Source organism: Oxalobacteraceae bacterium OTU3CAMAD1 (assembly GCA_024123915.1).
GTDB lineage: Bacteria > Pseudomonadota > Gammaproteobacteria > Burkholderiales > Burkholderiaceae_D > Rugamonas.
Genome location: CP099650.1, coordinates 1,218,555 through 1,242,574 on the forward strand (window position 1 = coordinate 1,218,555; position 24,020 = coordinate 1,242,574).

Consider the following 24,020-nt stretch of genomic DNA (forward strand, 5'->3'; position numbering starts at 1 on the left):
GCCCGTTTCGTTTCGCGGATCAGCCGAAGCGGTTGGCGGCCGCGTAGCCGGCAACGGCAGCCGCAGCCGACAACAGGCCGCCCCAGACGATATCGATCAAGGTCAGTCCGAGCGGCCAGGCTTTCAGGACGGAGTAGTTGGTCAGGTCGTAGGTGCCGTAGGCGACCAGGCCGAGCAGGCCACCGAGCATGGCGGCGGTTTGCCAGCTGTCGGCGCGCAGCGCCGGGGCAACCGCGAAGACGACCACGCCGACGGCGAACAGCAGGTAGAAGGCGGCGGCCGACGCCAGTCGGGGCTGGGCCAGCAGCAGGTCTCCGACGGCCTCTTTGTAGGCCGGCCCCATGTAGAACGTCAGCCACAGCGCATCGATCGCCAGCAGTGCCAACAGCGCGGCGCCGTAGCCGAACGCCCATTGCTGCGCGCCGAGGGAAGTGACGGTGTTGTCCATGGGGCGGGTCCTTATTTAATTTTAACGGTTACTTCAGCAGTTTAAGCAATTCTTCGGCGGCGACTTCAGACGACGCCGGATTTTGCCCCGTGACCAGCAGGCCGTCGGTGACCGCGTACGGCTGCCAGTCGCCCAGCTTGGAATACATGCCGCCCCGCTCGCGCAGCATGTCCTCGACCAGGAACGGCACCACCTTGGTCAGGCCGACCGCCTCTTCCTCGGTGTTGGTGAAGCCGGTCACCTTCTTGCTGTTGACCAGCGGCTTGCCGTCCGGGCCGTTCACGTGGCGCAGCACGCCCGGCGCGTGGCAGACGGCGGCGACCGGCTTGCCGGCCGCGATCATCGCTTCGATCAGCGCGATCGAGTCGCGGTCCTCGGCCAGGTCCCACAGCGGACCATGCCCGCCCGGATAGAAGACGGCGTCGAAATCGGCCGCCGACACATCGGACAATTTGCCGGTATTGGCCAGGGCCGCTTGCGCCTCCGGATCGGACTTGAAGCGTTTGGTCGCTTCGGTCTGCGCGTCGGCCTCGTCGCTTTTCGGATCGAGCGGCGGCTGGCCGCCCTTCGGCGACACCACGGTCAGGTTCGCGCCAGCTTCCTTGAGCTTGTAGTACGGCGCGGCGAATTCCTCCAGCCAGAAGCCGGTTTTCTTGCCGGTGTCGCCGAGTTGGTCGTGCGAGGTCAGTACCATAAGAATGTTCATGTGTGTCCTTTGTGTGGATTAGAAGTCCAGCTTGTCGCCGGGATTGATGGCCATGACCTTGATCTTGCTGTGGCCCAGCGCCGCGCTGTATTCGGCCGGCGTGCCTTTGAGCTGTGGCGTGGTGCCGTAGTGCATGGGGATGACGTAGCGCGGGTGCAGCCATTCGCGCGTCGCCATCGCGGCGTCCTTGGGGCTCATGACGAAGTGGCCGCCGATCGGCATCAGCGCCAGGTCCGGCTTGTAGTAGTCGCCGATGAATTTCATGTCGCCGAACAGGCCGGTGTCGCCCATGTGATAAATCTTGAAGCCGTTTTCCAGCTCGATGATGTAGCCGACCGGTTCGCCGCCGACGTGCACTTCGTCCTTGCCGGTGGCCGGATTCTTCCAGCCCAACTCCGAGCTGTGCTCGGCGTGGACGGCGGTGATCTTGATGTCCGGGCCGAGCGGGGTGACGGTGCCGCTCTTGCCGAAGCGTACCGCCTGCGTGGCCGGCAGGATGTCCAGTGCCACCACCGATTGCATCAGTCCCGCCGGGCCGTAGACGGGCACGTTGTTCAACTTCGCCAGCGCCGGGGCGTCGGCGAAGTGGTCGTTGTGCCCGTGCGTGACCAGGATCAGGTCGACCTTGCCCAGGGCTTCCAGATTTTTATAGGCAGGCGGCGTCTTCGGATTGGAGGTCAGCCATGGATCGACGACGATGACCTTGCCGCCCGGCGTGGTGATCTTGAATGTTGCTTGTCCCAGCCACTGCACTTCTGTCCTGTTGCTCTTGCTGTCCTGGGCCGAGGCGGCGAAGGTGGTGGCGAACAGCAAGGTTGCCGCGATGGCGCGCAAGGTCTTCGGTGTGCCTGACATGGAGTGCTCCTTGAGTGGCTGGGTTGAACGTTGAGCATACGCCACATGCGAAGAGCGCGTCACACGGTCGAGCTGTGCCGCATACTGTCAACATTAGCTTATACAGGAGGCGCCATGTTGCGTCGTTCATTTATGGGAATGCTGGCGCTGCTGGGCGCAAGCCCCGCCGGTGCTGGCGATACGGATAGTGAAGGTCTTTGGCGCCGCTTGCGCGAAGGCGGCCATGTGGTGTTGATACGCCACGCGGCGACCGTTCCGGGTGTCGGCGACCCGGAAAATTTTAAGCTCGGAGCGTGCGCTACCCAACGCAATTTGTCGGATGGCGGACGGGAGGATGCGCGCCGCATCGGCGCGGCCTTCCGCGAGCGCGCGGTGCCGGTGTCGCAGGTTCTGTCGAGCCGGTGGTGCCGTTGCATCGATACGGCGCGGCTGGCGTTCGGCCGGGTGCGGCCGGAGACGATGGTCGATTCGATGTTCAACGATGACGACGCGGCGCGCCAGGGCAAAGTGCGCGCGCTGCGGGCCTATCTGTCCACGCACAAGGAGCCGGGCAACCTGGTGCTGGTGACCCACGACATCAACATCCGCGTGCTGGTCGGCGAGAGTCTGGCGCAGGGCGAGATGGTGGTGGCGCTGGCGCAGCCGGACGGCACGCTGAAATCCGTTGGCGTGCTGCCGCTCCCAAAATGAGAAAAGCCGCCACCGCGTTTCGGCGGTGGCGGCTCCTTGGTCTGTCAATTCAGCTTAGCGGACCGCCAGCTGCCTGACTTCCTCCTTGACGAAGTGCGACTCCGCCGACCAGATGACGCAAGCACGGGAGAGCAGCTTGGCCTCGGCGTCGGCCAGCACGCCGTCGGCGTCGGCGATGTTCCACATGGCGCGCAGCAGCTGGCGGCGCAGCGCCGGGTCGTGGATCTCGCCGAGCAGGGCGTCGATGGTCGCCTCGTCCAGCACCACGTGCTCGTGCTTGACAGAGGTGCTCAGCATGTCCTTGCACAGGTCGTCGACCAGGTCGTGGAAGTTGTCGATATCGATATCGATGTACTCCAGCAGCCGCGAACGTTGCAGGGCCTGCAGCTCGGACGGCGCCATGTTGCCGTCCACCACCATGCACAGGGCCACGAGTCGGCCAGCGGCGCTGGGGCTATCGGTTTCGTAATGTCGCATTGCGTTACTCCTTCTTGATTTAACTTATTTCTTACGCGTCACATACAAGCTGGCGACGACGCTACCAGCGATCAGCAAGGCCACCACCGACAGCGAGATGTGGACCGGGATATGTATCCACGGCAGCAACAGCATCTTCAAGCCGATGAAGCACAGCACCAGCGCGAGGCCATATTTGAGCAGGTGGAACCGGTCTGCGATATCGGCCAGCAGGAAGTACAGCGCCCGCAAACCAAGAATCGCGAACATGTTCGACGTGAACACGATGAACGGGTCCGACGTGATCGCGAAGATGGCCGGGATCGAATCGACCGCGAACACCAGGTCGGTCACCTCGATCAGGATCAGCACCAGGAACAGCGTGGTCACAAAGAACTTGCCATCTTTCTTCACGAAGAATTTCTCGCCGTGATCGCCTTCCGACACCGGCAAATGGCGCCGGGCGAACTTCAGCGCCGGGTTGTTCTTGACATCCGGCTCGTCGTCGACCGCCCGGATCATCTGGACGCCGGTGTACAGCAGGAACGCGCCGAACAGGTACAGCACCCAGCTGAATTCCTTCACCACCCACGCGCCGGCCAAAATCATCACCGCGCGCATGACGATCGCGCCCAGCACACCGTAGATCAGCACGCGCCGCTGGTACTCGGCCTTGACCTGGAACGCCGTGAAGATCAGCAGGAAGACGAAGACGTTGTCGACCGACAGGGCCTTCTCGATCAGGTAGCCGGACAGAAACTCCAGCGATTTTTGTTCCGCGATCTCCGGGCCGACGGTGCCGTTCAAATACCACCACAGGCCGCCGTTAAACGCCAACGCCAGGCTGAACCAGCCCAGCGACCATGCGCCCGCCTCGCGCAGCGTGACCTTGTGTGCCTTGTTGCCGCCGAAGACCCACAGGTCGACAGCCAGCATCAGCAGCACAAAGGCCACGAAGCCCGCCCACATGGGGGCGGTGGCGATGTTCTCGATTCCAGTCATATACCGCTCTCCGCTTGAGTTACGTTATCGCTCGTCTTTGCCGTCGGACGCTTCGTCCGCCGGCGCCAGGGTGGCCACTTTGTCGTGGGTGAATTCGCGGCTGCGGGACAGTTGGCGCGCCAGCGCGCGGTCGGCGCGTTCGGCGGCGCGGTCGATCGCGGCGTACATGTCTTCCTCGGTGTCCTCGATGACGACGGTCTTGCCGTTGTCGAGGCTGATCTGAATCTTGCAGCGCTTGTCGCGGCCGCCGCGCGGACCGTTGATGTCCGACAGCCACACGGCCAGGCGGCGGGTCAGCGCCCAGCCCAGCGACGTTTCCAGGCGACGATACACGTAGGCGCGCAGGCTTTCGGTAAGGACCGGGCCGTTCGATTGGATTGCGATGTTCATGATCAGTTCCTTTCTTGGTGGATGACAAGACTCATGATAGGGGCGCTCAATCATTCGTACAATTCGAATATACTTGGTTAATTCATCGATTAAACCGATGTGTTGAAGGATTGATAATGGCCACTCTGAACTACAAACACCTGCGTTACTTCTGGATGGTCGCCCGCAGCGGCAGCATCGCCAAGGCCGCAGAACAGCTGCATCTGACGCCGCAATCAATCTCCGGCCAGCTCACCGAATTTGCCGACACACTGGGCGTGGAGCTGTTCCGGCGGGTCGGGCGGCGCCTGGAGTTGACCGAGACCGGCAACCGCGTGCTGCGCCACGCCGAGGACATCTTCAGCGCCGGCGATGCCTTGCTGGAAGTCGTTAAGGACCAGTCCGCTACACAAGCTACCACGTTCCGGGTGGGGGTTTCCGATTCGGTGTCCAAGGCGGTGGCGTGCCGGCTGGTGGCGCCGGCGCTGTCGCTGGCCGAGCCGACCCGGCTGATCTGCAGGGAAGGGCGGCTGGCGGCGTTGCTGGCGGACATGGCCGTCCACAAACTCGACCTGATCATCACCGACCGCGCCATGCCCAGCCACCTGAGCGTGCGCGGCTACAACCACTTGCTGGGCGAGAGCGAGCTTGGCGTGTTCGGGGCGCCGACCCTGGTGGAGACGTTGAACGGGGCGTTTCCGGAATGTCTGAATAACGCGCCGCTGCTGTTGCCGGGAGAGGATTTCGCCGTGCACGCCAGGCTGATGCAGTGGCTGCACACGCACGTGCCGCGTTTGCACGTGATCGGCGAGTTCGACGACAGCGCCATGATCAAGGCCTTCGGGCAATCTGGGGCCGGGCTGTTCTTCGCGCCGGCGGCGATCGCCGACACCATCTGCTCGCAATATGGCGTGGTGATGGTCGGCACCATTCCTTCGCTGCGCGAACAGGTCTACGCGATCACGACCGAACGGCGCATCAGCCATCCGGCCACGCAGGCGATTCGGCAGGCGGCGCTGGAGACGTTGTCGGCTTGATATTGCGCAATAAATGCACAAGTAGCATAGATGCACCAAGGCAATGTTATAGTATTGATATTTTACTTTTGCATTGGCTTGCGCAACCATGAAAACGTCACCCCTATTGCATGTAGTCCGTCTTGCGCGGCGGATGAATGCTGCCGCTGAGGCGAATGACAAACAGAAATCTCTAGTCGTCGAGATAGTCGACGAACTCAGATTTTTTTTTGAGGTTGGGTATAAAGTTGTTTTGCTAGCGGGGATATTGCCCACAGTCGGCTACCTGATCGTTTCAATTAAGTTCTATCCGACTGGACTGACTATTGGTGACAGCTTCTTTTTTCTCATGGTTGGCCTCGCATTCGGTGTGGTTTATCTGTTTTTCTTGTTGTATTTCGCTGTACTTGCGCTAGTTCTGGAGAGCGTGTTTTCGGCCCCATCCACTTTCGAGAAATGGTTTTTTCGGATATTAGTCTTCGGCATATTTTTGGCCATAGGTGTCACCCTTTTCATCTTCCGCGATACAGAGTCAGCATCCGCGATCGCTTCGGGGTTAATTGGGTTCAGTGTGTCGGGTATTTGTTTTGTCATACTTAAGCGGCGCCTGAGGGCGCCTGCTACTGTTTTGTCGTCATCGGCCTCTCCGCCAATCTTGTCGCCTGCGTCACAGAAAGCTGTGAATATTGGGTTAGGGGGTATGGTCTTGTTTGCGCCAGTGCTGATAGCCTCAGTTTTTTTGCAGCGCATGAACGAGAATATGACAATGAAAAACGTAGGAATGCGCGCTACTAACATCACGCTCAAGCTGAGTGAAGAAAACTACAACATCCTCACCAGTGCCGCAAGCGGGCAATATCTTGCCGCGCTGGGCTGCACCACGTCTTCAGGCGCGCCTGAACGCGTGGTCCACGGTGTTAATTTGCTGTGGCACGGTATTGGCGAACGTAGCCTCGTCGAGATACCAGCCGGTGAAGGCAAGCCATTGGTGGTCGAATTGAAGCGTGATGGGGTTTTCTTCTTTCGCAACTACAGCGGAGTGGTCACTCGTTGCATTGAAATGAGCAGCGACATTTTCTTCAAGTCCGGATCTTCGGAACTAGCCGAAGACGACAGCGGTGACTTGGATGAAATGATGAAAGTGATCCATAAGAACAGTGCCAGCATTGAAGAAATCCAAGTGGTCGGACATGCGGATGCCTTTGGCTACAAGGGCGGAGCAAAACTCAATAACGAACTCGCACTGGCAAGGGCCGTGAAGACTCGGGATCAGATCGTCGAGCGGGCGTGCTTCAAAAATGTGAAGGCGGAAGGGCACGGTGCGAGGGAACCCAAAACGCTGTGCAAGGACTGGCCAGTGAAGGAAACGCTCTCCGAGTGTCTGGCGGTGAATCGCCGGGTCGAGATACGCATGAAGTTCAAGCCAGCCAAATAAAGCGGCCGGATCCCGCGCATGCGGGACCCGGCCGACGGCTGCGGAAACTGAGCGGAGCTTACTTAGGCATTACCACCGTGTCGATGACGTGGATCACGCCGTTGTCGGCGGCGATGTCGGTCTTGGTGACGTGGGCCTTGTCCACCATTACCTTGCCGTCTTTGGCGGTCACGGTCAGCGACTCACCTTGCACGGTCTTGACCTTGCCCGGCTTGACGTCGGCGGCCATCACTTTGCCTGGCACCACGTGGTAGGTCAGGACCTTGGTCAGTGCGGCTTTGTCCTTCAGCAGGGCGTCGAGCTTGGCCTTTGGAATCTTCGCGAAGGCTTCGTCGGTGGGCGCGAAGACGGTGAACGGACCCGGGCCTTTGAGCGTGTCGACCAGGCCAGCCGCCTGGACGGCCGTGACCAGCGTGTTGAACGAACCGGCCGATTTGGCGGTATCGACGATGTCCGCTGCGCTTGCTGCGCCGAAAGCCATGGTGAACGCTGCTGCCATCAAGATCTTCTTCATGTAAATCTCCTTTGAGTGAACCGTTTATGGAACGGCATGTGCGTAATTTATAGGCCAACATGATAGTTGTCCTCTAATTGTCGTACTGTGTGACCATACTCACGGTTCAATATCGGTTCACTCATGGTTGGAGACGGTCAATGCCCGTAGCTCAGCACGCGCAGCAGCTTCCATGCGCCGGCTTCTTTTTCCCAGACCATCGAGAAGCGATACACGCCGCAGCCTTCCTGCGTGCCCGGCGCGTCCGACGAGCAGAAGCGGTGGCTGCCGATGTGCATCGCCCGTCCCGGCCCGGCCGGAAAAACCTCGGCCGTGTCGTTCATCGCCTCGCGGCGCAGCGTGCCGGGTTCCTTGAATTTGTTTTCGAAGATGCGGATGTTGTCGGCGTAGCCCGTCAAGCCGGTGCGGTCGTGATAGAACTCCAGCCGGGAGCTGAAGCCTGTTTTCATTGTCGCGATATCGCGCTGGTTGATGGCGCCGAACAGGCGGGCGTCCGCCGCCAGGATCTCGGCGCGCAGGTCGGGCTGTTCGGCGGCCAGAACAGGCGAGGCCGGAACGGCGGCAAGCATCGCGGTAAGCACATAAGCGGTGGCGGTCGGTAATTTCATCGGAGCTCCCCTGAGTTGAATAATGGGGACAGCGTACGCTGTTGCCATCGGTTCGGCGATGCCGATCCGATGAACGGTCGATCCTGTAGGACCGATGGTCGCCAGGCGGATTGATCGCGGCCGGCATCGGACGAGGATGCCGGCCGCGTCGCCCTTAGACCTTGGCGAAGTTACTCATCGCCAGGGCGCCGAACGGCAGCTGAATCAGCGGGCCGCCAACGTCGAGCGAGCCCAGGTCGACCGGGAAGTAGCCGATGGTGTCGAGCAGTTTGCGCACTTCGGCTTTGGCGGCGGCATCGTCGCCGGCGTAGAACATGGTGCGCTGGCCGCCGGCCACCTCTGGCTGGGGGATCACGTTGGCGTCGACGTGGTTGAAGGCCTTGACCACGCGCGCGCCCGGCACCAGCTTGGTGAAGATGGCGCTGGCGTGCTGGTCGCCCAGGTCGATCGCCTTGATGCCGTAGGCGGCCAGCGGATTGTTCGGGTCGTTGCGGTCGGGGGAGTCGGGGGCGAGGAACAGCACTGGATTGGTGGCGTCGATGACGATGCGGTTGTTCCAGGCCGGCAGGTTTTTGACCAGGGTTTCGAGCGCTTCCCAAGGCACGGCGACGATCACGATATCCGCGCTGGCGGCCTGTTCGATGGTGCCCGCGGTGATGTTCGAGCCGAGTTCGGCCGTCAACTTGGCCAGCGATGCCGGGCCGGATTTGTTGGCGATGGTTGCCGAGATGCCTTTGGCGGCGAATGCGCGAGCGACGTTGGAGCCCAGGGCGCCAGAACCAATGATACCGATATTCATATTAACTCCAAAAAGAAACGGGGCGGATTGTTCCGGACCTCAGCGCCCCTTAGGCTGCGGTCCTTGCCTTGCCGGTGCTGGCTTGGCGGTTAAGGTATTTATGTAACTGACACAGTCACATTTAAGGTCAAAAAAAACGCTACCAGACCAGCGGGATCGTAAATTTTCCCAATCTTGCGGTCTCCGCCGCGATATCCGCGATGGTGACTTTCGCTAATTCGTTCTCCAGGGCCGACTGCGCCTTGTCCAGGGTGGGCCGGATGGCTTCCTGGATGTTGCTGCCGACGATGCAATCCTTGAACGGGGAGACACGGTGCAGCGTGAAAATATCCGTATCCTCCACCGCCCGGTACACGTCCAGCAGCCGGATCTGGTCGCTGGGCTTGGCCAGGATGGCGCCGCCGCCGGCGCCCAGTTGCGATGTCGTCAGACCCGCCTCGCTCAGCAGGGACAGCAGTCGGCGGATCACCACCGGGCCGGTCGCCGCCGAGTGGGCGATATCCTCCGAACGCACCGGCTTTCCATCCATAACGACGATGGAGACGAGGGCGTGAACGGCAACGACAAAGCGTGAACTGGTTGGCATGATTTTCTAAGAAACTGTGTTACAGCCACTATTACACACTGCGTGGGGCGTGTCAACACGGTTTTTTCAAACTTTGGACTAGAATTGAATCGTGAAACAGTTCGGGAGATGAATATGAGAAGCGACGAGGCGCAGGCAGCGGCCATGTTGACGCTTCTCGCGTTGGGCAGGCGCGAAATCGAGCGCAAGCAATTCCGAGACATCGAGGACGTCTTTGCAGAACTCGATCAGTTGACGGTGGCTGAGCACGAGGAACGCGGGGGCGGTTCTTTAGTAGCGGGGCGTTCGTCAAATGGCACATAGTCTTTCCTTAAGATTCATTTCATCATGCCGCGCCAAACTCGGCTGCGTTTTTCCGCCATACTGGCGGCAATTTCCCGCTCGAGTCCCCCTTATGCGCATTCTGTTAGTCGAAGACGACACCTCCCTAGGCGAAACCATCCTCGCGTGGTTGCGGCTCGACCAGCACGCGGTCGATTGGGTGCAACGCGGCGATTCGGCCCAGACCGCGCTGATGACCCACCGCTACGATTGCGTCCTGCTCGACCGTGGCTTGCCTGGCCTGTCCGGCGACGCCTTGCTGGCCGAGCTGCGCGCCACCGGCAACGCCGTGCCGGTCATCCTGATCACCGCATTCAACGCGCTGGCCGACCGGGTCGAGGGACTGGACCTGGGAGCCGACGATTACCTGGTTAAACCGTTTGAGTTGGAAGAAATGTCGGCGCGCATCCGGGCGGCGGTGCGGCGCGGCGCCGACCAGGTGAGCAATGACTTGGCGCACGGCGACATCACGCTCAATCTCGAAACCAAGCAGGCCAGCCTGGGCGGCCAGCCGGTGGCGCTGACCGCGCGCGAATACCACGTGCTGTACGCGCTGCTGCTGCGCAAGAACAGCATCGTCACCCGCGCCCAGATCGAGGAAACCCTGTACGGCTGGGGCGATGAGGTGGAAAGCAACGCCATCGAGGTGTACATCCACAACCTGCGCAAAAAGCTGGGCGCGGACAGCATCGTTACCGTGCGCGGCCTCGGCTACCGGCTGAAAAACAATGACGACTAAACCGGCCGACGCCCACCGCGCGCCGTGGTCGCTTCGGCGGCGCCTGCTGGCGGTGATTGTGGCCGCCAGCACCGTGCTGTGGCTGGCCAGCCTCGGCATCGTGACCGTGATCGCCTGGCACGAGACCAACGAGGTGTTCGACGACGCGCTGGAGGAATCTGGCTACATGATCATGGCCGCGACCACCGAATGGAACGAGCGCGGCCTGCTGGCGTCGGCGCGGCCCGGCGGCGCGAACGGCCGCAAGGTCGACATGCAATACCAGATCGTGGTCGACGGCCGGGTGATCCAGCGCACCAGCGGCGCGCCGGTGCGGCCGTTTGTCACTGGCTTCGACGACAGCCACGGCTTCGCCGATCCCGAGATCGACGAGCGCCGCTGGCGCGTGTTCGTGGTGCGCGACGACGCGCGCCGCTTCGAGGTGCAGGTCGGCCAAAAACACAAGAAACGCTTCGATATCCTGGAGGAGCTGGCCGAGTCGCTGTGGCTGCCGGTGCTGGGGTTTCTGGCGCTGCTGGCGCTGGTGTGCTGGGCGTTGACCGGGCGCGTGCTCAAGCCTTTGCACCGCACCGCGTCGGCCATCGCCGCCAAGACGCCCGATGATCTGGCGCTGGTGCCGACCGCCGGGCAGCCGCGCGAGCTGTTGCCGATCGTGCTGGCGCTGAACGGCGTGCTGGGCCGCCTCGACGCCGCGCTGCAAGCCGAGCGCCGCTTTACCGCCGACGCCGCGCACGAACTGCGCACGCCGCTGGCCGGGCTGCACATGCACGTGCAACTGCTGCAACGGCAGCATCCGGATCTGGCCGCGTCGTTCCAAAAGCTGCGCCAGGATATCGCGCGCATGACCGGGCTGGTCGACAGCCTGCTGGCGTTGGCGCGGCTGGACCCGCTGGCGCGCGAGCAATTGGTGCGCCAGCCGGTGGCGCTGGCGCCGCTGTTGGAGCGGCTGGTTGCGGCGCATGCGGGCGAGGCCGAGCAGCGCGGCATCACGCTGACCGCGCGCTGCGATCTGGACCACGTGGACGCCAATCCGCAGATGCTGGAGATCATGCTGCGCAACCTGATCGACAACGCGCTGCGCTATTGCCCGGCCGGCAGCCGGGTGGAGATCGCGGCGGACCGCATCGCCGGCAGCGGCCGCATCGTCGTCCGTGACGACGGCCCCGGCGTCGATGATGCCAGCCGGCAGCGGCTGACGGAGCGGTTCTTCCGCGTGTTGGGGCAGGGGCAGGGTGGCAGCGGGCTCGGTCTGTCGATCGTCAAACGCATCGCCGACCTGCACGGGATCGATATCGTGTTCGGCACAGGCCTTGACGGCAGGGGCCTAGGCGTCACGCTGAACCTGCCGCCCGATCCTGGCCACTAACGATTCACGAATGCTGAACGGCTGTTCTGTAGGTGGTTTTAGCGGGGGGCTTGGCCGGAGTCGCGGACCAGATGGCACGACATTGTGTCGGGAGTAGCGGCCTTGTAGCCAGCGCTCTTATCGCGCAGGTAACTTTGCTCGCTGCCATATCCCGTGACGTTCCAACCGATGTCTTGATCGGGGCCGCCGTCATGCGTGAGCGAAATGATCTGGTAGCGGCAGGCAGGCGTGCTCCGGGTGAAGCGCCAGGTGATGCGCAAATGCCCGTCGCCGTCTATTTGTTCCGCCAACTCATAAGGCAGCGCTTGGCACTGACTGAATGAGGTCAGCCACGATATGGTCTGGGTACGCACTGCGAGCATGCCATAGCACGCCCGACCGGTACCCACGAAACGACCGGTGAATGGCGCTTCGCCGGCCTGTGCAGTCAGTACTACCGCCATGCATAAAGCAAGCGTGTGCCGGATCTTGGGGCGTAACGAGGCTTTTTGTGTCGTCGTCATAGTGAACCTTTTGTATCGAAACCTGATTGGCGCGACGCGGTTGGCACCGTTTGATCGCGTAGCTCTTTGAGCGTAAACCCCAATCGCTGTCCGCGATTTAAGATTCTTTAAGATCGGGTTAATGTCCAATCGGTGTAATGCGTCTGTGCCTGCAATGAACAGCAGGTCCCGATAACGACTCACCACCACAAAGGACAACACCATGAAACGCATACTCAAAATCTCCTGCATCACCGCTCTGCTGGCCGGTTCGGCCTTCGCCGTCGCCCAGACCGGCGGTTACGCCGGACCGTCCACCAACGCCGCGCCGGCCGGCTACTCGGGGCCGTCGACCGTGCCGCTGATGACCGCCAAGGATTTGCTGGCCAAGGGCAAGGACGACCAGTACGTCAAGCTCAAGGGCAAGCTGGTCAACCACAAGGGCGGCGAGGAATACGAGTTCGCCGACCAGAGCGGCAAGATGACGGTCGAGATCGACGCCAAGCGCTTCCCGGACAACGCCAAGATCGACCAGAACACCTTGGTGGAGCTGACCGGCGAATTCGACAAGGAAACCCTGGGCGAGTCGACCCTCGACGTCAAGCAAATCAAGGTTGTGACCAACTAAGCAAGCTGTGTGCGCGGCGTGCACGGTCGCCGGAATATTCTTGCCGTCGCGTAACAATATCTGTATCTTGTGGGGAGAGTATTTGTTAAATTTCCACTGGAGCATGCAATGTCACGTCAAGAAGTCACAGCCGAACAGGTCGCCTCGGCGGCCGATGGGATACAGCGCGACGGCCAGCGGGTGACGATCGAGGCGGTGTGCGCGGTGCTCGACGGCGCCTCCGTCAACGCCGTGCACAAGCATCTGACGGCGTGGCGCGTGCGCCATGCCAAGCCGGCCGAGGCGCCCAAGCTGGATATCCCCGAGCCGATCGCCATCGCGCTGGGCAAGTGGGCGCAGCAGTTGGCCGAGGAGGCCGGCGTCGGCGCGCGCGACGCGCTGGCGCAGTCCGAGGAGGACATGCAGGCGCTGCTCAAGTCCGGCGGGCAGTTCGAGGCCGAGCGCGAGGAACTGCTGGCGCAGGTGGCCAGCCTGACGGTCGCGCGCGACGAGGCGCTGGCCACCGTGGCAGAGCGTGGCGAGGAGATCGACCAGTTGCAGGCCGAGCTGCGCAACGCGCGCCATATCGCCACCGACGCGCTGGTGGGCAAGGCGAAGGACCAGTTGGCCATCGAGGGCAAGGATAGCCAGCTGGTCGATCTGCGCGCGCAGATCGAGCGCAACGTGGCGGCGGCGGCCGCCTTGTCCGACGCGCGGCTCAACGCCGAGATGGAATTGGTCGGGGCCGTCACGGCGCGGGACAATTTCGCGGCGGAGATCAAGGAGTTGCGCGCGCGGCTGGCGTCGCGGCGGGCGGAATAAGGTCGCGCCAGCCGCAAACCGGCCCCGGCGGCTTTGCCGGGGCCGCCTCGCTTTCACCCCCGAAATCGTCCCGGTGCGGCTTTCACGCAACGTTTTGCCCCATGGCCGGCAGTTTTTTTCATGTCGCCCGACACGTGGCGAGCTCTTCCCTTGGCAATCGCCGCGGCGGCCGGCAAGCGGCGCCGTATCGGCCCCTTTTCCCGCCCCCACGCCCGGTGCGCGCCATTATCGGCCGTGCGCGCCCGCGACCAAAATAATGACTTCCAGCATGTTGTCATAACATTTTCGGTATCGGAACAAGGAAAAATTTGATTGGTTTGCTCTTGGTTCGCTCCTTAAGATTAGTTTCGCAGCACAAGGAAAAGTGCTTGCGCACCAAATCATTTACAAAAATTATAATTACGGAGACAAACATGAGCGTACCTGGCACCGGGAACCACGCGGCACCCCAATACCATCTGAAAATCAAGCTGTCGGTCGCCGTCCTGGCCGGCGCCGGCATCCTGAGCAGCGCCTCGGTGTGGGCGCAAGCTCCCGCTGAAAAAACCGAGCCGCCGATCGACACCGTGGTCGTCACCGGTGTCAAGGCATCGCTGATCAAGAGCCTCGCGATCAAGCGCACCAACGACCAGGTCGTGGAATCGATCGTTGCCGAAGACATCGGCAAGCTGCCCGATAACAACGTCGTCGAAGCGCTGCAGCGCGTGACGGGGATCCAGGTCACCAACCGCGCCGGCGGCGAAGTCGGCGCCTTGTCGATCCGTGGCCTGCCCGACGTCCAAACCACCTGGAACGGGCGCACGATTTTTACCGCGTCCGGCACGCAGGTCGCACTGCAGGACATTCCCTCGACCCTGGTGCGCCAGATCGACGTCTACAAGACGCGCGACGCCAGCCAGTTGGAGACCGGTATTGCCGGCCAGGTCGACGTCAAGTCGCTGCGGCCGTTCGATTTCAAGGGGCCGAAAGTGTCGGTGCTGGCGCGTGAAACCTATCTCGATCCCGCGAAAACGTACAATCCCCAAGCCAGCGCCATGTTCAGCAACCGCTGGGAAACCGGCATCGGCGAAGTCGGCGCCCTGGTCAATCTGTCTGCGAGCCGGACGAAGTACCGCAACGAAAGCGTGACGCCGGGTGCGATGGTGCCGTTTGTCAGCCCCAACGCCGCAGAAGTCCCGGCCGGTTACACGCCCTTGCAGCGCATCACCGACACCAGCATCTGGACGCCCGGCACCCGTACCGGCTTGCCGACGGCGGCCGGTTCAACGCTCGATTTCAACGGCAAAGCGCATCCTTACTACCTGGCGCGCGACGCCGTTTTCCAAAGCGACCTGCAGGGCAAGCGCGAGCGTCCCGCCGCCAATCTCGCGTTGCAGTGGAAGCCGAACAGCAGTTCGGTCTACACCTTCGAATCGATGTACAGCGGTTATCGCGACAAGGCCTTCAACCAGTTGCTGTTCAGCTTTGCCGACTGGTGGGGCGATCTCGGCAGCAACCCTGCGGGGACGATTACGACGTTCCCGGGAACGAACATCATCAAGAGCCGCAATGTCGGTAGCGTCTATGCCTTCAACAGCGGCGACTACACCACTTCGGCGACCGATTCCCGCGTGTATGCCCTGAACGGCAAGTGGGATATCGGCGACAAACTGAGGCTGGACGGCGATCTGTCGTACCAATCCAGCAGCTTTCACTCGGAATTCACCGCCACCCGGATCGATCGCGTCGCACCTTCGATCAACGTCGACTTCAATGCCGGCGGCGGCAACACGGCGTTCGGTTTCAATAACAACAATGCCGACCTGACCGACCCGACCAAGTGGAATGTCGCGCAGTTCTACGACAACGCCAACCGCAACAAGGGCAGCGCCGCCACGGCCAATCTGTCGGGCGTCTACGATGCCGACTGGGGTCCGCTGCAGACGATCCAGTTCGGCGCGCGCTTGGACGACCGCAAGGCGTCGGAGGCCAACCGGAACCAATCGGGCACCCTGAACCGCAACCTCGCCTCGCTCGGTCCGGAGTATTCCTCCACCAACTCGGGCTTCGGCACGGACATCTCAAACGTCCCGCGCGCATGGGTGGAGCCCAACGCCTACTACATCCGCGACCATATCGACGACTGGCGCAAGATGTTCAACTCGACCGATCCGAACTTCCTGACGACGGACCAGCTGCGCTTGCAGAAGACGTTCAAGGTCGACGAAAAGACGAGCAACCTGTTCCTGATGGGGAATACCCAAAACGAGCTGTTCGGCAATCGCCTGCGCGGCAATTTCGGCGTGCGCTACGTCAAGGTCGATACCGACATGACCTTCTATAAGGTCGATGCCACCACCAAGGCGGTCACGCCATCCACTGCCAGCAAGTCGACCAGCAAATTCCTGCCCAGCGCGACCTTGATTTACGATGCAGCCAAGGACGTCGTGCTGCGCGGTAACTATGGTCAAACCCTGCGCCGCCCGAACTTCGGTAGTTTGAATCCTGTCCTGCAACTCGGTGACGACGTGACCCGGGTGGGTTATGGCAATGGCAGCGGCGGCAATCCGGACCTGGAACCGACGCGCTCCAAGAACCTGGATCTGACGGCCGAGTGGTATTTCCAGAAGGACAGCGCACTCTACGGTACTGCGTTCAAGCGCAAGATCGAGGGTCTGGTCGTCGACTTGCGCCGCAGGGTGCACGTCGATCCGGCGAACGACCCGTTCCGCAACTCGACCTCGGGCGGCGACCATACGAACGGCTATGACTACGTCATCAACTCGCCGGTCAACGCTTCCGACGGCACGATCAAAGGCGTTGAGCTCGGGCTGGTCTACTTCCCGAAATGGCTGCCTAGCGTGCTCGACGGCTTGGGGGTCCAGGGCAGCTTTACGAAACTGTCGTCGTCGCAGAACGTGCCCGAGGTCAATGATGCCGGCGACGTCGTCGCCCAGCTCGAGACACCGTTCTTTGGCGTGTCCAACCGGTCCTACAATGCCACTTTGGCCTACGAAAAGGGCCCGGTCAGCGCGCGCTTGTCCTATGTGTGGCGCTCCGGCTTCCTGTCCACCAACGAAGCCGCGCAGTTTGCCAATCCGCTCGGTATCTGGCGTCGTCCGGAAAAGAGCGTGGACATGCAAGTGTCCTACAAGATCAACGACAACATGTCGGTCGATATCAGTGGCGTCAACCTGACCAACGAAATGCAGCAGCAGTACTACCACTTTGGCAATGCGGGCACCCCGCAGACGACCAATTTCGGTACGCTCCAGATCGGCCGTTCGGTCGCGGTTGGCTTGCGCTGGAAGATGTAAGCGTCAAGATGTAGTTGTAAGTTGTATTAATCGCCGCAAGGGGGCGATTTCATTTGCGCGTCGCGGGCTTCGGTCCCCGACGCGTTTTTTTTTGCGGCAAAGCCGTTGGTGAATTTCGAAAACGTGGCTGCGCAAATTCACACTATTGCCAAGGAATAAAGGGAGTAGGATTCCGACCATAATCGGAGAACATAAGAATGAGACATTTACGTGCGGCCGCCCTGGTCGCGTTGCACCTCGGGGGCCTGACGGCCGGCGCGGCCCATGCGGCCCAGGCGACCGCCGCCGTCAAGGTGACCGGCGGCGAGATTGCCGGCACGCGCGCCGGCGCGATGCGCAGCTACCTGGGCGTGCCGTTCGCCGCGCCGCCGGTCGGTGCGCTGCGCTGGCGGGCGCCGCAGGCCGTGTTGCCGTGGCAGGGCGTCAAGCAGGCCAACAGCTTTTCCGCCGCGTGCGCGCAGACCGCCGTGTGGGTGACGAATCCGAAAAGCGAGGACTGCCTTTACCTCAACATCTGGGCGCCCGAGAAAGCCGCCAAGCTGCCGGTGATCGTCTGGATCCACGGCGGCGGCTACTACGGCGGCACCGCCGCGCAGGGCGGCTTCGACGGCGGCAACCTGGCCGCGCACGGCGCCATCGTCGTCACCATCAACTACCGCCTCGGCATCTTCGGCTTTTTCGCCCACCCGGAACTGTCGGCCGAGTCGCCGGACCGCGCCTCCGGCAACCAGGGCTTGCTGGACCAGATCGCGGCACTGCGCTGGGTCAAGAGCAACATCGCGGCCTTCGGCGGCGATCCGCAGCGCGTGGCGATCGCCGGCGAATCGGCCGGCGGCACGTCGGTCGGGGCGATGGTGGTGTCGCCGCTGGCGAAGGGGCTGTTCCAGCGCGCCATCGCCGAGAGCGGCTATGCGGCCGTGCCGCGCGACGCCGACGATACCACCCAGGTCGACCGCCGGCGCGCCGAGGCGCAGGGCCTCGCGTTCGCGCAAGGGCTGGGCGCGCGCGATCTGGCGCGGCTGCGCGCGATGAGCGTCGAGGATTTGCACAAACCTGCCTGGTCGCCGCGCGCGATCGTCGACGGGCATGTGCTGCGCGAAGACTTGACCACCACCTACCGCCATCGCCGGCACAACGACGTGCCGCTGCTGGTGGGCTGGAACGCCGAGGAGGGCAAGGACCTGGCGCCGGAGATCCTGGGCACCGGCGATTTCACGGCGGCCCGGCACCGCGAGCTGGTGACGAAGCTGCTCGGCCACGCGCCGTCCGACGCGTTGATGGCGCGCTATCCCGGCGCCACCGATGCGCAGGCCAAGGCCTCCATCGACCAGCTCACCACCGACTGGTGGGGCTGGGGCAGCCTGTACTGGGCCAGCCTGCAGGCGAAGCATGGCCGCGCCAAATCGTACGCCTACTTCTTCGCGCACCAGCCGGCCGAGCCATCGACGCTTTGCGGCTATGGCTGCGGCGCCGGGCATGGCGCCGAGATCCCGTACGTGTTCGACAATCTCGACAAGGATGGACGCGCGTGGACCCGGTCGGACCGCCAACTGGCCGCGCGGCTGGCGCGGACCTGGGTCAATTTCGCCGCCACGGGCAGCCCGGAGGGGAAGGGTTTGCCGGCCTGGCCCGCCTACGATGGCACCAACGCGTCGGTGCTGCGCATCGGCGGCGCGGCCGACGTGAAACGCCATCCGCTGCCGGACCTGTCCGTGTTTCCGCCGATGGCCAAGTAGCGCCGAAGGTAGTCCGATCCTGCCTGACTATTGCCCAATCCTGTCGACGGAAGATAATTTGCTGGCGAAGTCGGCACGGGGGAGGCTAGACTGGGCGGATGGGATTTTCGGGAGCGCCAGTGAAAGCATTCGAGTTGGGGAACGGTCGGGCCGGTGAGCACACCTTGCCTGTGCGGGCGCGCATCGCGGCCGATTGCGACCGCCTGGACTGGCGGGGGCCGGCCTTTGAGACCGGCATTCCGGGACTGACCTTGTACCGGGTCAGCGAGCCGACGCCGCCGTTTTCCAGCATCTACGAGCCCAGCTTGTCCTTGATCATTCGTGGCCGCAAGCGCGTGACCGTCGGCGCGGCGATCCTCGACTATGGCGAGTCGAACTTCCTGCTGACCGCGATCGATCTGCCGACCACGGTGCAGATACTGGAGGCCAGCGAGGCCGAACCTTATTACGCGGCCTTGTTGCGGCTCGACCTGGAACGCTTGCGCGGCATCATCGTGCAACACGATGTACCGGCCGCCGCACCGCCGGGGGCGATGGGCATGGCGGTGGGCACGGCGAGCGCCGAGCTGTTCGACGCGCTGGCGCGCTTGATCGCGTTGATGGACGCGCCGCAGGACATTCCCTTTCTCGCCGCGCACATCCATGAGGAGATCCTGTACCGACTGCTCAGCGGGGAACAGGGCGACTATCTGCGGCGCATCGCGCTGTCCGGCTCGCAGACCAACCGGGTGGCGAAGGCGATCGCCTGGCTCAAGCAGAACTATATGGCGCCGCTGCGCGTCGAGCAGCTGGCCGAGATCGCCAGAATGGGCGTGTCGACCTTGCACCATCACTTCCGCGCCATGACTGCGATGAGCCCGCTGCAGTATCAAAAGCACTTGCGCCTGCATCACGCGCGGGAGTTGATGCTCAGCGAGGCGGCCGACGCGGCGACCGCCGCCTTCCGCGTGGGCTATGAAAGCCCCACCCAGTTCAACCGCGAATACCGCCGCATGTTCGGCGCGCCGCCGATGCGGCACATCAAGGCCATCCAGCAGCTCGGCGCCGACCAACGCGAGCCGGCGCGGTAACGTTGTATTTTCGAACCAAAACGGTGCGAAATTTTACAAATTTACAGAGGTTTTAACCTTTAGCCATCGGAAACGCACCAAATTGGACATAGTATCTTGCTGTAGCGAAATGCCAGTCTTCGCTGACCACGTCCATAATTTCCGCAAGGGTGACTCATGAAAATCTCTAATCTCAACATCGGCAAGCGGCTCGCGCTGGCCTTCGGCGCCATCTGTTTGATGCTGGTGGTGGTGACGGCGCTCAGCGTGACAATGATAGGCAAGGTCAATGAAAGCACCCATTTTATCGCCAACGATCGCATGCCCAAAATTGAAACGGCCAACGCGCTCAATCGCAACATCAGCGACATCGCCATCGCCTTGCGCAACATGATGCTGACGGAGGAGGCGGCCGACCGCCAACGCCAGGCCGAGCTGATCGCCGGCCTGCGCCAGGACTCGCAAAAGAACCTGGAGCAGCTGGACCGCACCTTGCAGATTCCGCAGGCGCGCACCCTGCTTGCTTCGATGCTCGAGTCCAATGCCAAGTACGTCAAGGGCCAGGAGGATTTGCTCAAGTTGATCGCCGACAATAGATCGGAAGCGTCGCGCGCCTACCTGTCCAACGAGCTCAGGCCGGTGCTGGGCGCGTACAAGAAGGCGATCGCCGAACAGATCGCCCTGCAGACGCAGGCTGCCAACCATGCGGCGACCGATGCGCAGGCGGCCTATGTCAGCACGCGCAACATCATGATCGGCCTGAGCGCGGCGATCCTGGCGTTGGCGGGCTTGCTCGGCTATGTGATCACCGTCTCGATCACGCGTCCGGTGGCGCAGGCGCTGCGCGTGGCCAACACCGTCGCCGCCGGCGACCTCACCAGCCGGATCGAGGTCGACCGGGGCGATGAGTTGGGCCAGCTGCTAAAGGCGCTCAAGGCCATGAACGACAGCCTGGTCGACACCGTGAGCACGGTGCGCAGCGGCACGGAAACCATCGCGTCCGCGTCGGCCCAGGTCGCCGCCGGTAGCCAGGACCTGTCGTCGCGCACCGAGCAGCAGGCCAGCTCGCTCGAGGAGACCGCCTCGTCGATGGAGGAGTTGACCTCGACCGTCAAGCAGAACGCCGACAACGCGCGCCAGGCCAATGCCCTGGCCGAGGCGGCATCGACCGTGGCCCGGCGTGGCGGCGACGTCATCGGCCAGGTGGTCGACACCATGGGCGAGATCGATAATTCGTCGAGCAAGATCTCTGACATCATCGGCGTCATCGACGGCATTGCTTTCCAGACCAATATCCTGGCGTTGAACGCCGCCGTGGAGGCCGCCCGCGCGGGCGAGCAGGGGCGCGGTTTCGCGGTCGTGGCCACCGAGGTGCGCAACCTGGCGCAGCGCTCGGCCGGCGCGGCCAAGGAGATCAAGGCGCTGATCGACGATTCGAGCCTGAAGGTCAGCGCCGGCAGCGCGCTGGTGCGCCAGGCCGGCGGCACCATGACCGAGCTGGTGGAGAGCGTGCGGCGCGTCACCGACATCATGGCCGAGATCACTTCGGCCAGCGCCGAGCAGACCTCCGGCATCGAGCAGATCAACCAGGCGATCGTGCAGATGGACGACGTGACCCAGCAAAACGCCGCCTTGGTGGAGGAGGCCGCCGCCGCGTCGGAAGCCATGCAGGATCAGGCGGCACGGCTGGCGGATGTGGTCAGCGTGTTCAAGCTGGCGGCCAGCGCGGCGCGGCCGGCGGTCCCGGCCCCCGCCGGCGCGCCAGTGCTCCGGGCGGCGCAGGCGCGCAAGGTCGCCGCGCCGGCGCCGCGCAGGGCCGCCCGCACCGTCGAGCCGGCCAAGAAGATCGCCGCGCCGTCCACGGCCGGCAAGAACGATGAGTGGGAAGAGTTTTAAACGGGTGGGCGCGGGATGGCTGGCATGCCGCGCCGGGCGATACGGACTGAGAAGTAGTCTTAGAAGTAGTAGTTCGCCGAGATGCCGACGTGGTTGGCTTTGACGTCTTCGTAGCCGTCGGCCTTGAATGTTTCCTTCACAAAGCGCAGCTTGGTGCCGAAGCTCGGGGTCCAGAAGTATTCCGCTTCCAGTACGCCGCTGACGGTGTTGTCGAACTTGGTTTCGATGCCGGCGGCGACGCCGCTGCTGCTCAGTTTAGCGCCGCTGATATAGCGCAGGCCGCCGCCGACGCGCCAGGCGTCGCTCGGGTGGTAGTAGCCCAGCACTTCGATCGGGAAACGCTTGAACCTGATGCTGCCGTTTTTGGCGTTGGTGTCGTCGACGTGGAAATTGACCGTGCCCTGCAGCGAGAACGCCTGGCTCAGACGGTAGGTGGCGCCGGCCGTGAAGTACACGCCGCCGCCGGCCTTGATGTTGTCCGATTTGCCGTTGGTGTAATGCGCGGTGGCGAGGTCGTCGCCGCCGCCGCTCACGCCCAGGCCGGCGAGGAAATGCAGCGGTGGGGAGGCGGGGCCTTGGGCCTGGGCGGCGCCCATCGTTGCGAACAGGGTCGTCAGGGCGAATGCGATTTTTTTCATGAGATACCAGTTTTAGAGGAAGAGGTGCGCCTGAGGCGGGGGCGTGGCCGCCAGCCTGGCGCTTATTTTGATTGCGACACGTCCCGGTGCCTTGTGAGCCCGGGAGGCGTAGTCGGCGCACTGAAGTGGGTGCGCCGGCATTATATCAAAAGAAACTAAAATTGATAACTGGAAATTATCGTCCTCTTACTGAAGGCTCCAGAAATTGGCGCGGTCCGTGCGGTATTTCGCCCCTGGTTCGTTGAAATAGCAGTTGTCGTAGCAGACGCCGCCGTCATAGAGGGTGGCGTGTCCCTGCGCGTCCGTCCATCCGGACACCTCGAACAGGATCAGGCCTCGCCGGCCGGCCAGGATGCCGCCGCCGGAGGCCGGCTGGTCGACGACCTCGGGTTTGCCCCATTGCCGCGTCAGGAAAGCGATCAGGTCGCGCACGCGGAAAAAGTACTGCCGCTTGTCCGCCCCGGACACGGTCTTGCCCCGGATGGCCGGCAGCACCATGCCCGCCTCGCCCAAGATGTAACTCATGCGCACGGCGCAGGTGTTTTCCCAGCGCTGGCCGGGATTGGGGTTGTTGATGTTCTTCGCCACATAGCCGCCGATCACCTCCGCCACTTTGGCGGCGGAATTGTCGCGGTCGTAAATCCGTTGCGAAGCTGCCCATGCGGCGCTGAAAGAGGGGCGGGCCATGGTGTCATCCTTGTCGAAGGTGGATCGGTGGGTTGCCGCGTGCCGCGCGGGCGCGCCGCGCTGGGCTGCCAGGCCATTTTACCCACGACGCCGTCGCGGTAGGGATTTCCTGATCAAGGTTCAGGCGATCCCGATATTTTTCAAAGCGGCATTCCCGTAACATCATTGTTACTTGCTTTGCATAAACATCCGCCCCGGCCCGCCGCGTTCCCCACCTATTCAGAAAGAAGACATGAAATTCGCCAACCTCAAGATCGGAACCCGGCTCGCGGGCGCTTTCGCGGCGCTGTTGCTGCTGTTACTCGTTGTGGCGTATATCGGATGGTCTTCGCTGGCCGGCACCAAGCGGAATATCGATGTCATCATCAATGAAAATATTCAAAAGGTTGACGCCGCCACCGACATTCAGCGCGAACTGAACATGTGTGCGCGCGCGGTGCGTAATTACATCCTGTTTACCGACGGCGAGAGTAAAAAGCAGATGCTGGGCCGCTTGAACCAGGCCGGCCAAAACATGGCGGAACCGGTCGAGCGCCTGCAGCGGCTGGTGAGCATGGACAAGGGGCAGCAACTCGCGGCCGAGATCGTCCGCAGCCGCGCCGCCGTGATCCCGCTGTTCCATAACGTGGTCGCGCTGGTCGATGCCGGAAAAACCGAGGAGGCGGTGCAGTTCCTGAAGACGGCGGTGCAAAATCCGCAGGACCGGCTGTTCGCGGCCGTCGCCGAGATGATCGCGCTGCAGGAGCGGTTCACCGGCGAGGCGAAGGAGTTGATGAACCAGCAGTACGATTTTGCCGTGCGGGCGTTGCTGGCCGCGGCCATCGTGGCGATCGCCGCCGGCGCCGTCTTGGCTTGGTCGATCACCCGCTCGATCACCGTGCCCATCGGGCGCGCGGT

25 protein-coding genes and 1 pseudogene are annotated in these 24,020 nt (G+C 62.7%); 13 read left to right on the top strand and 13 right to left on the bottom strand.

Annotated elements, in window-relative coordinates:
* Nucleotides 1-19 precede the first annotated feature (19 nt).
* From NHH88_05145 to NHH88_05155, 3 genes are read right to left on the bottom strand one after another with little or no spacing between them, the layout of a single operon-like run.
* Entirely contained in the window at nucleotides 20-448 is a 429-nt protein-coding gene (locus NHH88_05145; protein USX15188.1) for a DUF2177 family protein, read from the bottom strand.
* A 28-nt stretch (nucleotides 449-476) separates the two neighbouring features.
* Nucleotides 477-1,154, bottom strand: coding sequence for a type 1 glutamine amidotransferase domain-containing protein (locus NHH88_05150; GenBank protein ID USX15189.1), 678 nt, complete (start codon nucleotides 1,152-1,154; stop codon nucleotides 477-479).
* An 18-nt stretch (nucleotides 1,155-1,172) separates the two neighbouring features.
* A complete protein-coding gene (locus NHH88_05155; GenBank protein ID USX15190.1) occupies nucleotides 1,173-2,009 on the bottom strand; it encodes a metal-dependent hydrolase in 837 nt (278 codons plus the stop codon).
* Between the two features lie 114 nt (nucleotides 2,010-2,123).
* Here NHH88_05155 and NHH88_05160 point away from each other — a divergent pair, with 114 nt between their 5' ends.
* Entirely contained in the window at nucleotides 2,124-2,699 is a 576-nt protein-coding gene (locus NHH88_05160) for a histidine phosphatase family protein (protein ID USX15191.1), read from the top strand.
* A 54-nt stretch (nucleotides 2,700-2,753) separates the two neighbouring features.
* On the opposite strand, the gene NHH88_05165 is transcribed toward NHH88_05160, so the two are convergent.
* Genes NHH88_05165 through NHH88_05175 form a run of 3 tightly spaced genes read right to left on the bottom strand, consistent with a single transcriptional unit; the run spans nucleotide 2,754 to nucleotide 4,547 of the window.
* The gene (locus tag NHH88_05165; GenBank protein ID USX15192.1) at nucleotides 2,754-3,176 is read right to left on the bottom strand and encodes a TerB family tellurite resistance protein; all 423 of its coding nucleotides are present in this window, start codon (nucleotides 3,174-3,176) and stop codon (nucleotides 2,754-2,756) included.
* A 24-nt stretch (nucleotides 3,177-3,200) separates the two neighbouring features.
* Nucleotides 3,201-4,157, bottom strand: coding sequence for a TerC family protein (locus NHH88_05170; GenBank protein USX15193.1), 957 nt, complete (start codon nucleotides 4,155-4,157; stop codon nucleotides 3,201-3,203).
* A 24-nt stretch (nucleotides 4,158-4,181) separates the two neighbouring features.
* Nucleotides 4,182-4,547, bottom strand: coding sequence for an HPF/RaiA family ribosome-associated protein (locus NHH88_05175; protein ID USX15194.1), 366 nt, complete (start codon nucleotides 4,545-4,547; stop codon nucleotides 4,182-4,184).
* Nucleotides 4,548-4,663: 116 nt separating this feature from the next.
* Between NHH88_05175 and nhaR the strand changes: the two genes are divergently transcribed.
* Nucleotides 4,664-5,563, top strand: coding sequence for a transcriptional activator NhaR (gene nhaR, locus NHH88_05180; GenBank protein USX15195.1), 900 nt, complete (start codon nucleotides 4,664-4,666; stop codon nucleotides 5,561-5,563).
* 88 nt (nucleotides 5,564-5,651) lie between these two features.
* Nucleotides 5,652-6,977, top strand: a complete 1,326-nt coding sequence (locus NHH88_05185; GenBank protein ID USX15196.1) for an OmpA family protein — start codon at nucleotides 5,652-5,654, stop codon at nucleotides 6,975-6,977.
* A gap of 58 nt (nucleotides 6,978-7,035) precedes the next feature.
* Here NHH88_05185 and NHH88_05190 read toward each other — a convergent pair whose 3' ends face one another.
* The 4 genes from NHH88_05190 to NHH88_05205 all read right to left on the bottom strand — a co-directional run bounded on the left by NHH88_05190 (nucleotide 7,036) and on the right by NHH88_05205 (nucleotide 9,484).
* Nucleotides 7,036-7,491 carry a fasciclin domain-containing protein gene (locus NHH88_05190; GenBank protein USX15197.1) on the bottom strand — a complete coding sequence of 152 codons (456 nt, stop codon included), beginning with the start codon at nucleotides 7,489-7,491 and terminating at the stop codon, nucleotides 7,036-7,038.
* A 137-nt stretch (nucleotides 7,492-7,628) separates the two neighbouring features.
* Nucleotides 7,629-8,099, bottom strand: a complete 471-nt coding sequence (locus NHH88_05195) for a nuclear transport factor 2 family protein (protein USX15198.1) — start codon at nucleotides 8,097-8,099, stop codon at nucleotides 7,629-7,631.
* 154 nt (nucleotides 8,100-8,253) lie between these two features.
* Nucleotides 8,254-8,898 (bottom strand): NADPH-dependent F420 reductase, encoded by a 645-nt coding sequence (locus NHH88_05200; GenBank protein USX15199.1) that lies wholly within the window; start codon nucleotides 8,896-8,898, stop codon nucleotides 8,254-8,256.
* 139 nt (nucleotides 8,899-9,037) lie between these two features.
* A complete protein-coding gene (locus tag NHH88_05205; GenBank protein ID USX15200.1) occupies nucleotides 9,038-9,484 on the bottom strand; it encodes an Rrf2 family transcriptional regulator in 447 nt (148 codons plus the stop codon).
* Between the two features lie 114 nt (nucleotides 9,485-9,598).
* On the opposite strand from NHH88_05205, the gene NHH88_05210 reads away from it, so the two are divergent.
* The 3 genes from NHH88_05210 to NHH88_05220 all read left to right on the top strand — a co-directional run bounded on the left by NHH88_05210 (nucleotide 9,599) and on the right by NHH88_05220 (nucleotide 11,910).
* Complete coding sequence (locus NHH88_05210) at nucleotides 9,599-9,787, top strand: hypothetical protein (protein ID USX15201.1); 189 nt, start codon at nucleotides 9,599-9,601, stop codon at nucleotides 9,785-9,787.
* A 91-nt stretch (nucleotides 9,788-9,878) separates the two neighbouring features.
* A complete protein-coding gene (locus NHH88_05215) occupies nucleotides 9,879-10,544 on the top strand; it encodes a response regulator transcription factor (protein USX15202.1) in 666 nt (221 codons plus the stop codon).
* On the top strand, nucleotides 10,534-11,910 hold the full coding sequence (locus NHH88_05220) for an ATP-binding protein (protein ID USX15203.1): 1,377 nt from the start codon (nucleotides 10,534-10,536) through the stop codon (nucleotides 11,908-11,910). The genes NHH88_05215 and NHH88_05220 overlap by 11 nt, the downstream gene beginning before the upstream one ends.
* 38 nt (nucleotides 11,911-11,948) lie before the next feature.
* Here NHH88_05220 and NHH88_05225 read toward each other — a convergent pair whose 3' ends face one another.
* Nucleotides 11,949-12,413: a hypothetical protein gene (locus NHH88_05225; protein USX15204.1), complete on the bottom strand. Its 465-nt coding sequence runs from the start codon at nucleotides 12,411-12,413 to the stop codon at nucleotides 11,949-11,951.
* 202 nt (nucleotides 12,414-12,615) lie between these two features.
* On the opposite strand from NHH88_05225, the gene NHH88_05230 reads away from it, so the two are divergent.
* The 6 genes from NHH88_05230 (at nucleotide 12,616) to NHH88_05255 (ending at nucleotide 21,798) form a co-directional block, all read left to right on the top strand.
* A complete protein-coding gene (locus NHH88_05230; GenBank protein USX15205.1) occupies nucleotides 12,616-13,020 on the top strand; it encodes a NirD/YgiW/YdeI family stress tolerance protein in 405 nt (134 codons plus the stop codon).
* Between the two features lie 108 nt (nucleotides 13,021-13,128).
* Nucleotides 13,129-13,821: a DNA-binding protein gene (locus NHH88_05235; GenBank protein ID USX15206.1), complete on the top strand. Its 693-nt coding sequence runs from the start codon at nucleotides 13,129-13,131 to the stop codon at nucleotides 13,819-13,821.
* A 413-nt stretch (nucleotides 13,822-14,234) separates the two neighbouring features.
* Nucleotides 14,235-17,117 (top strand): TonB-dependent receptor, encoded by a 2,883-nt coding sequence (locus NHH88_05240; protein ID USX15207.1) that lies wholly within the window; start codon nucleotides 14,235-14,237, stop codon nucleotides 17,115-17,117.
* 197 nt (nucleotides 17,118-17,314) lie between these two features.
* Complete coding sequence (locus tag NHH88_05245) at nucleotides 17,315-18,853, top strand: carboxylesterase family protein (GenBank protein ID USX15208.1); 1,539 nt, start codon at nucleotides 17,315-17,317, stop codon at nucleotides 18,851-18,853.
* Nucleotides 18,854-18,972: 119 nt separating this feature from the next.
* On the top strand, nucleotides 18,973-19,923 hold the full coding sequence (locus NHH88_05250) for an AraC family transcriptional regulator (GenBank protein USX15209.1): 951 nt from the start codon (nucleotides 18,973-18,975) through the stop codon (nucleotides 19,921-19,923).
* 156 nt (nucleotides 19,924-20,079) lie between these two features.
* Complete coding sequence (locus NHH88_05255; protein ID USX15210.1) at nucleotides 20,080-21,798, top strand: methyl-accepting chemotaxis protein; 1,719 nt, start codon at nucleotides 20,080-20,082, stop codon at nucleotides 21,796-21,798.
* Between the two features lie 59 nt (nucleotides 21,799-21,857).
* Here the strand turns inward: NHH88_05255 and NHH88_05260 are convergent, their stop codons facing one another.
* The gene (locus NHH88_05260; GenBank protein ID USX15211.1) at nucleotides 21,858-22,436 is read right to left on the bottom strand and encodes a porin family protein; all 579 of its coding nucleotides are present in this window, start codon (nucleotides 22,434-22,436) and stop codon (nucleotides 21,858-21,860) included.
* 186 nt (nucleotides 22,437-22,622) lie between these two features.
* The gene (locus NHH88_05265; GenBank protein USX15212.1) at nucleotides 22,623-23,123 is read right to left on the bottom strand and encodes a type VI secretion system amidase effector protein Tae4; all 501 of its coding nucleotides are present in this window, start codon (nucleotides 23,121-23,123) and stop codon (nucleotides 22,623-22,625) included.
* 232 nt (nucleotides 23,124-23,355) lie between these two features.
* Here NHH88_05265 and NHH88_05270 point away from each other — a divergent pair.
* Nucleotides 23,356-23,850: pseudogene (locus NHH88_05270) on the top strand (MCP four helix bundle domain-containing protein).
* The last annotated feature ends 170 nt before the right edge of the window (nucleotides 23,851-24,020 follow it).